9 protein-coding genes and 1 pseudogene are annotated in these 6,859 nt (G+C 39.3%); 8 read left to right on the top strand and 2 right to left on the bottom strand.

The genetic code is table 11. From position 1 onward, the window contains the following. The first annotated feature begins 44 nt into the window (after positions 1-44). Genes ACFIK6_RS08705 through virB11 form a run of 8 tightly spaced genes read left to right on the top strand, consistent with a single transcriptional unit; the run spans position 45 to position 6,180 of the window. Positions 45-800 carry a type IV secretion system protein gene (locus ACFIK6_RS08705; protein ID WP_375642620.1) on the top strand — a complete coding sequence of 252 codons (756 nt, stop codon included), beginning with the start codon at positions 45-47 and terminating at the stop codon, positions 798-800. A gap of 21 nt (positions 801-821) precedes the next feature. Continuing rightward, a complete protein-coding gene (locus ACFIK6_RS08700) occupies positions 822-1,157 on the top strand; it encodes an EexN family lipoprotein (protein ID WP_273791699.1) in 336 nt (111 codons plus the stop codon). A 60-nt stretch (positions 1,158-1,217) separates the two neighbouring features. After that, positions 1,218-2,168, top strand: a complete 951-nt coding sequence (locus tag ACFIK6_RS08695; protein WP_273791700.1) for a type IV secretion system protein — start codon at positions 1,218-1,220, stop codon at positions 2,166-2,168. Further along, positions 2,155-2,442 (top strand): type IV secretion protein VblB7, encoded by a 288-nt coding sequence (locus tag ACFIK6_RS08690; RefSeq protein ID WP_273791701.1) that lies wholly within the window; start codon positions 2,155-2,157, stop codon positions 2,440-2,442. Before ACFIK6_RS08695 ends, ACFIK6_RS08690 begins: the two co-directional genes overlap by 14 nt. Then, a complete protein-coding gene (locus ACFIK6_RS08685; RefSeq protein WP_375642619.1) occupies positions 2,439-3,110 on the top strand; it encodes a virB8 family protein in 672 nt (223 codons plus the stop codon). Before ACFIK6_RS08690 ends, ACFIK6_RS08685 begins: the two co-directional genes overlap by 4 nt. 2 nt (positions 3,111-3,112) lie before the next feature. Continuing rightward, entirely contained in the window at positions 3,113-3,967 is an 855-nt protein-coding gene (gene virB9 / locus ACFIK6_RS08680; protein ID WP_273783797.1) for a P-type conjugative transfer protein VirB9, read from the top strand. 27 nt (positions 3,968-3,994) lie between these two features. Further along, positions 3,995-5,110 carry a type IV secretion system protein VirB10 gene (virB10, locus tag ACFIK6_RS08675; RefSeq protein WP_273783798.1) on the top strand — a complete coding sequence of 372 codons (1,116 nt, stop codon included), beginning with the start codon at positions 3,995-3,997 and terminating at the stop codon, positions 5,108-5,110. 17 nt (positions 5,111-5,127) lie between these two features. Further along, on the top strand, positions 5,128-6,180 hold the full coding sequence (gene virB11, locus ACFIK6_RS08670) for a P-type DNA transfer ATPase VirB11 (RefSeq protein WP_273783800.1): 1,053 nt from the start codon (positions 5,128-5,130) through the stop codon (positions 6,178-6,180). Positions 6,181-6,234: 54 nt separating this feature from the next. On the opposite strand, the gene ACFIK6_RS08665 is transcribed toward virB11, so the two are convergent. Continuing rightward, the gene (locus ACFIK6_RS08665; RefSeq protein WP_208439671.1) at positions 6,235-6,453 is read right to left on the bottom strand and encodes a type II toxin-antitoxin system RelB/DinJ family antitoxin; all 219 of its coding nucleotides are present in this window, start codon (positions 6,451-6,453) and stop codon (positions 6,235-6,237) included. Positions 6,454-6,531: 78 nt separating this feature from the next. Continuing rightward, positions 6,532-6,859, bottom strand: a pseudogene (locus tag ACFIK6_RS08660) (adenosine monophosphate-protein transferase); the annotation flags it as partial.

The following is a 6,859-nucleotide window of genomic DNA, read 5'->3' as shown; positions in this document are numbered from 1 at the left end:
TCTCCAGAAAAATGGCTTCCTATTTTTCAAGAAAGGTCAAAACAATGAAAAAACTTTTATTGGCAACAGCCCTTTGCACAATTTCTTTTGGACCTCAAGCAAATGCATTTGGAGGAGGTCCCTTTGATTATAAAATACTGCTGGAAAATATAGAGCAAGCCAAAAAATTGAGAGAACAAGTTGCAAAAGCAGAACAGCAAGTTCAACAAGGCAAACAACAGCTTGAAAAATTAAAAGATCAACTCGATCAAGCAAAACAATTATATAGTTCCTTAAATGGAAAACCTGATTTATCCGCATTGCAGGAGTTGCTCAACAAGCAAGGGAGCAGTGGCGCCCTTCCTTCTGATTTTAATCATTTAGAACAATCCATAGATGGCACCGGTGGTGGTAGCGGAAACACTGAAAAATGGAAAGAAAAACTTTTATATAAAGAACCTTCGGGTGGTAGTGGATCAAAAGAAGCCGTTGATGCCTTTTACAAGCAAGAAGTGGAAAAATTGCACAATCGCAATGTAGGACAAGCAGCAACAGGGCAAGCTGTTTACGAAGATGCTAATAAAAAGAAAGAAGCCATTAGTAAGATTATTGAAAAACTCAAAAATGCTAAAACCGCTGCTGAAGTTCAAGACGCTCAAACACAATTAGCAGCTATACAAGCAATATTACAAGCAGAGGCTTTACAAACACAAGCCACTTCTATGATTCAACAAGCTCAATCTGAAGCTGAAGCAATACGGATCAGAGAAGAAACTAGTAAACGATACCAAGATTATGCAAAACAACTTCGCGGTCATTAAAAATTAAAGAGGGGCTTGAACATGAACAAGATCATCATAACAACATTGCTACTTTGCACAGGGCTCATCACAGCTGGTTGTGAAAAAACCTACAGCGTAGAAGAATTTAAAAAAAATGAAAATTTACTTAAAGAATGGGCGGTGAGATGTGGATTTACAGGAAATTCGAAAAACTGTCAAAATGCACGATTAGCCGATCACCAAATTCATGAAGAACGTCGGGCAAAAATTGACGAAGAAAATCGTAAACGTAGAGAAGAATTTGAGAAAAAACAACAAGAAGAAGAAGCTAAGAGAAAAGCTGAATATGAAAAAAGGAGAGCACAACAAAAACGCGATAATAATTTTGATCCATAAAAATTATTATAACAATTAGGAATAATAGTATTTACAAAAATTTTATGAAATGGATATTCAATGGTAAGAAAAGATATATTTACCATGATAGATCAGCGTTTAATGAATGCTCTTACAGATATAATGGATAAAACTATTAGCAATCTTTCAGGCGCTTTATCTGTTCCTCTTCAAACAGCTTGTATAATCTATATAGCATTTATAGGTTACAACATTATGTATGGGCGTTCTTCTATGCCCTTATGGGATTTTATAGCAACAACTTTCAAACTTGGCATCATCGTTACACTCACCACACAAGCCGCTAACTATAACACATGGATTACAAATATATTTTTCACTGATCTGCCTAATGCCATTTCAAATGCTACACAAGGTGCAGTTTCTGATAAGAATGTCTGGGACAATATGATACAAAATGCTTATGCACACGCCTTCGATGCAGCAAATAAATACAACGGATGGACTGAAGTTGGTACGTTTATTGTTAACTGGATTGCTGGTCTTATTTGCTTAATTATTTCTGGGATTTTTTGCACCATTGGTTTTATCGTCACAATATTTGCTAAATTTGGATCATTTCTTGTCATATCAGTGGGACCAATATTTATAAGTTTTTCTCTATTTTCAACAACAAGGCGTTTTACAGAAGCGTGGTTAGGTCAATTAGCAAACTTCATTATTCTGCAAGTATTAGTCGTGTTGCTTGGTAACGTGTATGTAAGTCTTGCAATGGACATCCTTTCAGGTGACCTTACAGATATCATGTTTTCTGTACTTCAATTTTTGGTTATTGGCATTGGTGGCATTTATCTTTTTATCCATTTACCCGGAATTGCCTCTGCTTTAGCTTCTGGAGGAGCAGCTCTTACAGGTTCAACACACTTAGCTCACCATTCTAGTAGAGCAGCTGGGCGTGGTGCTCTTGCAGCCGCTCGTTCTGGTGTTAGCGGTCTAAGAGGTTTGGCATCGAAATTTAGAGGGGGTAGTACTACAAATGCGGGTAGTTAAAAAAATTGGGATTATCTTGCCATTTCTTTTTCTTAGTGGCTGTATGTCTTCATCAAACACGCTGAAATCACTCCCAAAGTGTGATGGATATTCTAAACGTCCACTCAACAGATCAATGTGGAATTGGGAAGGGAAGAAGCCCACCACAAGATCTATTATCATAAGTGGCAATACACAATCATCCGTAAAAGAGAGCAAACTTGAAACGCTTCTGGCAAAAAAACTAACGAATGAAGAAATGAAGTCTTACAAAAATTGCGGGCAAAAAGCATGAAAGAAAACGCCGTAGAACAATACATTGCTGAAGCACGCTCATTCGATCAAGATCGCATACTCGCCTCACGCCGCACCACCCGCATCTCGCTTGCCATTGCTGGCATAGCCGTTGCTGTTGCAATAATGTCTTCTCTGGCGGTCATCACCCTCACGCCCCTTAAAACCGTGGAACCTTTTGTCATCCGTGTGGACAATTCAACCGGCATCACTGAAGTTGTAGAAGCCTTAAAAGAAGGTCCCACCAATGTCGACGAAGCAATCACGCGCTATTTTGCCGCAAAATATGTCCGCTTTCGTGAAGGTTTTGCCGTAGAAGAAGCGCAAAATAACTTCGAAACTGTCTCTCTCCTCTCCTCTCCTGAAGAACGAGAAAGATTTGCTGGATGGTACGGCGCAAAAAATCCCCAGAGCCCACAAATCATCTACAAAAATTCCATTGCAACAATCACTATAAAATCAATTTCCTTTATCAACGATAAAGTTGCACAAGTGCGTTACTACAGAACTGTGCGTAACAACGACAACAACAAAGAATTCATCACTCACTGGGTTGCAACACTTACCTTTGAATATACCAATGCCCCTATCTCTGTCAAAAACCGTTTGATAAATCCTCTAGGGTTTATTGTTAGTGAATATAGAACCGATCCGGAAGTGGTCAACTGATCATGACAAAAAAAATTCTTTTTCTCATTCTTAGGATTGCTGTTGCCTTTTCTTTGACGAATATAAGCTACGCAAGTGTTTTTCCCACCCGCGCGCCAAGCGATAGCCGCATTCGCTTTATCAATTATGATGCCTATAATGTCACAAAAATTATTGGTTCCATACGTTCATCGGTACAAATAGAATTTTCTCCCAATGAAGAAATTGCCCATGTGGCAATTGGCAACAGCGTTGCATGGGAAGTCGCCCCCGCTGGCAATATTCTTTTCCTCAAAGCAAGAGAAGTCCAACCCATTACCAATCTCCAAGTCGTCACCACAAAGCTTGATGGCTCAAAGCGCTCCTATCAATTTGAACTCATGATCAAAGATGGGGAAATTTCCTCTGGACAAGAAACATATTTCCTTGTGAAATTTCGCTACCCACAAGAAGAAGAAGCACAAAGAAGGCTCGCAGCCCTTATGCAACAAGAAAAAAAACAATCCCAACGGATTGATAATGTCTTCAACGCATATGAAACCTACGGACCACGCAATTGGGCTTACACCGCTCAAGGCTCTATTACGCTCGAACCCTCCTCCGTTTACGACAATGGCAAAACCACAACATTTACATTTCCAGACAACCAAGAAATCCCTGCCATTTACATCGTCAACAATGACGGTACAGAATCGCTGGTTCCCAAAACCACAAGAGGCAACATGGTTATTGTCCATGCCATTAGCGCGCGCTTCACCCTAAGAAAGGGAAGAAACGTCCTATGCGTCTTTAACGAAGCCTATCAACCAAAAGGCACAAATCCAAATACCGGAACAACCTCACCATCTGTTGAACGTAAAATTGCATCAGATCTTTAAATAAGCGGGAATTGAAGGGTACAACTTATGAGTGATAAACCAATCATCGAAGATCGAGGATCAATCGAGGGTGGCAGAAACAATACATCAAAATCGGATCCCAAAAAAATAATTATTATTATAGCTTTTGTAGGATTTTGCGCATATGTGCTTTGGAATATATTTTCAACAGCACCAACACCAAAAGACACGGCAAATATTCATAAAAAACAAGACTTTAATAACTCAGTTGCTCCCTTAGAATTAGTTTCCGCTGAATCACAAGCAAAAATTGCTCCAATTACACTACCATCACCAACGGATCCACCAGAAAAAACAGTTGAACATGATCCTTTACTTGATGCAGCACAACGTTCTCCCGTATTAGCTTTTACGAGCAATACCCCCCCTTCTTCAACTCAAATGCCGAGAAATAACTATAGTAATAATATAAATGAAACTCCCAATAATGATTCACAAAATTTTTCCTCACTTCTAAAGCCTACAAAAATAGAAGGTACAAGAGCTGGGCTCATGGGAAATAGAAACTTTATCATCGCCATGGGAACTTCTATTCCCTGTATATTAGAAACCGCATTAAACAGCGACCAACCAGGCTTTGCAAGCTGCATAATCAACCGCGATATCCTCTCTGACAATGGGCGTGTTGTTTTACTTGATAAGGGAACACAAGTTGTTGGTGAATACCGAGGAGGGCTTAAAAAGGGTCAATCTCGTCTCTTTGTGCTCTGGACAAGAGCAAAAACACCAACCGGTGTCATCATCAATCTTGCATCTCCCGCAACTGATAGTTTAGGTAGAGCTGGTTTTGACGGAAACGTCAACACCCATTGGTGGGAACGCTTCAGTTCAGCATTATTACTCACCGTTGTTGATAGCGTTACAACAAACCTAACCAATAAAAAGAAAGGCAATTCTAACTCAGGTGGTGGTTTCAACAGCTCTGAAGCAAGCAATATCGGAAAAGATACAGCCACCGTTGCCCTTGAAAATCAAATCAACATCCCGCCTACCCTAGAAAAATTTCAAGGCGAACTCGTCAACATCTTTGTAGCAAGAGATCTCGATTTTTCATCTGTCTATAAACTAGTAGTAACAAGCAAAAGGTATCACTCTACTCCCAGCTATTCCTTTTTTCATTAAGCCAATAAAGTCACATTATGCCATCAGCCAAAAATGCAGAACGAGCCTCTATCGTTTTAACAAAATTAAAAATCTTAGATGACTTCCTCAATAATGAGAATTTATTTGAAATTGTCATCAATCGCCCCGGCGAAGTAATCGTTGAGGGTCCAGATGGTTGGCAAACCCACATCTTAAAAGAACTAACCTACGGCGAACTAGAAGGAATTGCTAAAGTTGTTGCTGCCTATACAACTCAGAAAATCAGTGTAGAAACCCCCGTTCTCTCCGCAACACTACCAAACAACGAACGCATACAAATTGTTATGCCTCCAGCTGTTGCAGCCAATACCATTAGCATGACCATTCGTAAACCTTCATCACGCACTTTTTCTCTTGAAAGTTTACATGAAAACAATCTGTTTTCTGTCGCCAAAAACACTAGTTTTACACCCACACAACAAATGACTGAACGATTATCCGAACTCTCTGATACAGAAAAAGAACTAACAGATTTATTTCTGGCCAAAGATTTTTGCAACTTTTTAGAGAGATCCGTTATTACACAACAAAATATCTTAATATCGGGCAAAACCGGTTCAGGGAAAACAACCCTCTCCAAAGCTTTAATTGCAAAAATCCCTGGCTATGAACGAATTCTCACCATTGAAGACACACCAGAACTTGTCGTTCCGCACGCCAACAAAGTCCAACTCTTTTATTCAAAAGATAACCAAGGCTTAGCAAAAGCAGGTGCAAAAGAACTGCTTGAATCAGGCTTACGCATGCGCCCCGACAGAATCCTCCTACAAGAGCTGCGTGATGGTACAGCCTTTTACTATATCCGTAATGTCAACTCTGGTCACCCAGGCTCCATTACTACCGTCCACGCCTCAACAGCCCTTGCAGCCTTCGAACAAATGACCCTTTTAGTCAAAGAAAGTGACGGTGGTGGTAATTTAGCACGCGATGATATCCGCGGCTTATTAATCTCGATGATAGATGTCATCATCCAATGTAAACGCCTCGAAGGAAAATTTCGTGTAACAGAAATCTATTACGACCCCTTCAAACGCCGTGATGCTTTTTAAAAACTGTCGAAATGACTTAAATAACTCATTCATATCTTTCGCAAAGTATACATCTTATCCTTTTGCATTCTTTTCAAAAGTTTTAAGCGTTTTCGCATTAGAAATAGACATATCAAATGGTAATCCTCTTTCATCAACAACTTTAGCTAAGGAAATTCGTATGAAATCAGACACCGTAAGTCCTAAACTTGCTAATATTTCACCAGCTTCTTTTTTCAACTTCTTATCTATATTTGCTCGAACAACATCTTTTGAATCTACGGCTACACTCATAGTAAAACTCCTTTAGTTACCTTCTTATGTGTGGATAGAATTAGTTATAATAACAAGTTTCTAATGTTCTAAATTTCTTTATCGCGAAACATCTTTTGACTTTGTTTGCGCTATCACATTTTTTAGCTCTTGTGTATGTCTCTGTTGCAAAAATTTAACAGCCGCTTGAAACTCACTCATAAGCTTCTTATCCGGAGGCTGTTTTTGGGGTATTGCTTTTGACAAGTCAAAGTCTTGTTTATGAATGGCATCCTGTCCAAAACGTTTATCTAAAGCACTTTGTAGCTTTAAAAACTCTTGATTGATCTGCTCTGGTATCTTCGAATAATTATCACGACCAGCTTCAACATTTTTCATAAAAGTCACTGCTTCTTGTGAAAGTGACGGAACCTCTACTTTTAACTGT

The sequence above is a fragment of the Bartonella sp. AS69XJJH genome (genome assembly GCF_042195585.1).
Taxonomy (GTDB): Bacteria; Pseudomonadota; Alphaproteobacteria; order Rhizobiales; family Rhizobiaceae; genus Bartonella.
This window is presented reverse-complemented; position numbering and strand designations above follow the sequence as displayed.

Coding starts and splice junctions, on each gene's coding strand:
- ACFIK6_RS08690 (WP_273791701.1), top strand. CDS start 2,155: ATGCGGGTAGTTAAAAAAATTGGGATTATCTTGCCATTTCTTTTTCTT.
- virB9 (WP_273783797.1), top strand. CDS start 3,113: ATGACAAAAAAAATTCTTTTTCTCATTCTTAGGATTGCTGTTGCCTTT.
- ACFIK6_RS08695 (WP_273791700.1), top strand. CDS start 1,218: ATGGTAAGAAAAGATATATTTACCATGATAGATCAGCGTTTAATGAAT.
- ACFIK6_RS08665 (WP_208439671.1), bottom strand. CDS start 6,453: ATGAGTGTAGCCGTAGATTCAAAAGATGTTGTTCGAGCAAATATAGAT.
- ACFIK6_RS08705 (WP_375642620.1), top strand. CDS start 45: ATGAAAAAACTTTTATTGGCAACAGCCCTTTGCACAATTTCTTTTGGA.
- ACFIK6_RS08700 (WP_273791699.1), top strand. CDS start 822: ATGAACAAGATCATCATAACAACATTGCTACTTTGCACAGGGCTCATC.
- ACFIK6_RS08685 (WP_375642619.1), top strand. CDS start 2,439: ATGAAAGAAAACGCCGTAGAACAATACATTGCTGAAGCACGCTCATTC.
- virB11 (WP_273783800.1), top strand. CDS start 5,128: ATGCCATCAGCCAAAAATGCAGAACGAGCCTCTATCGTTTTAACAAAA.
- virB10 (WP_273783798.1), top strand. CDS start 3,995: ATGAGTGATAAACCAATCATCGAAGATCGAGGATCAATCGAGGGTGGC.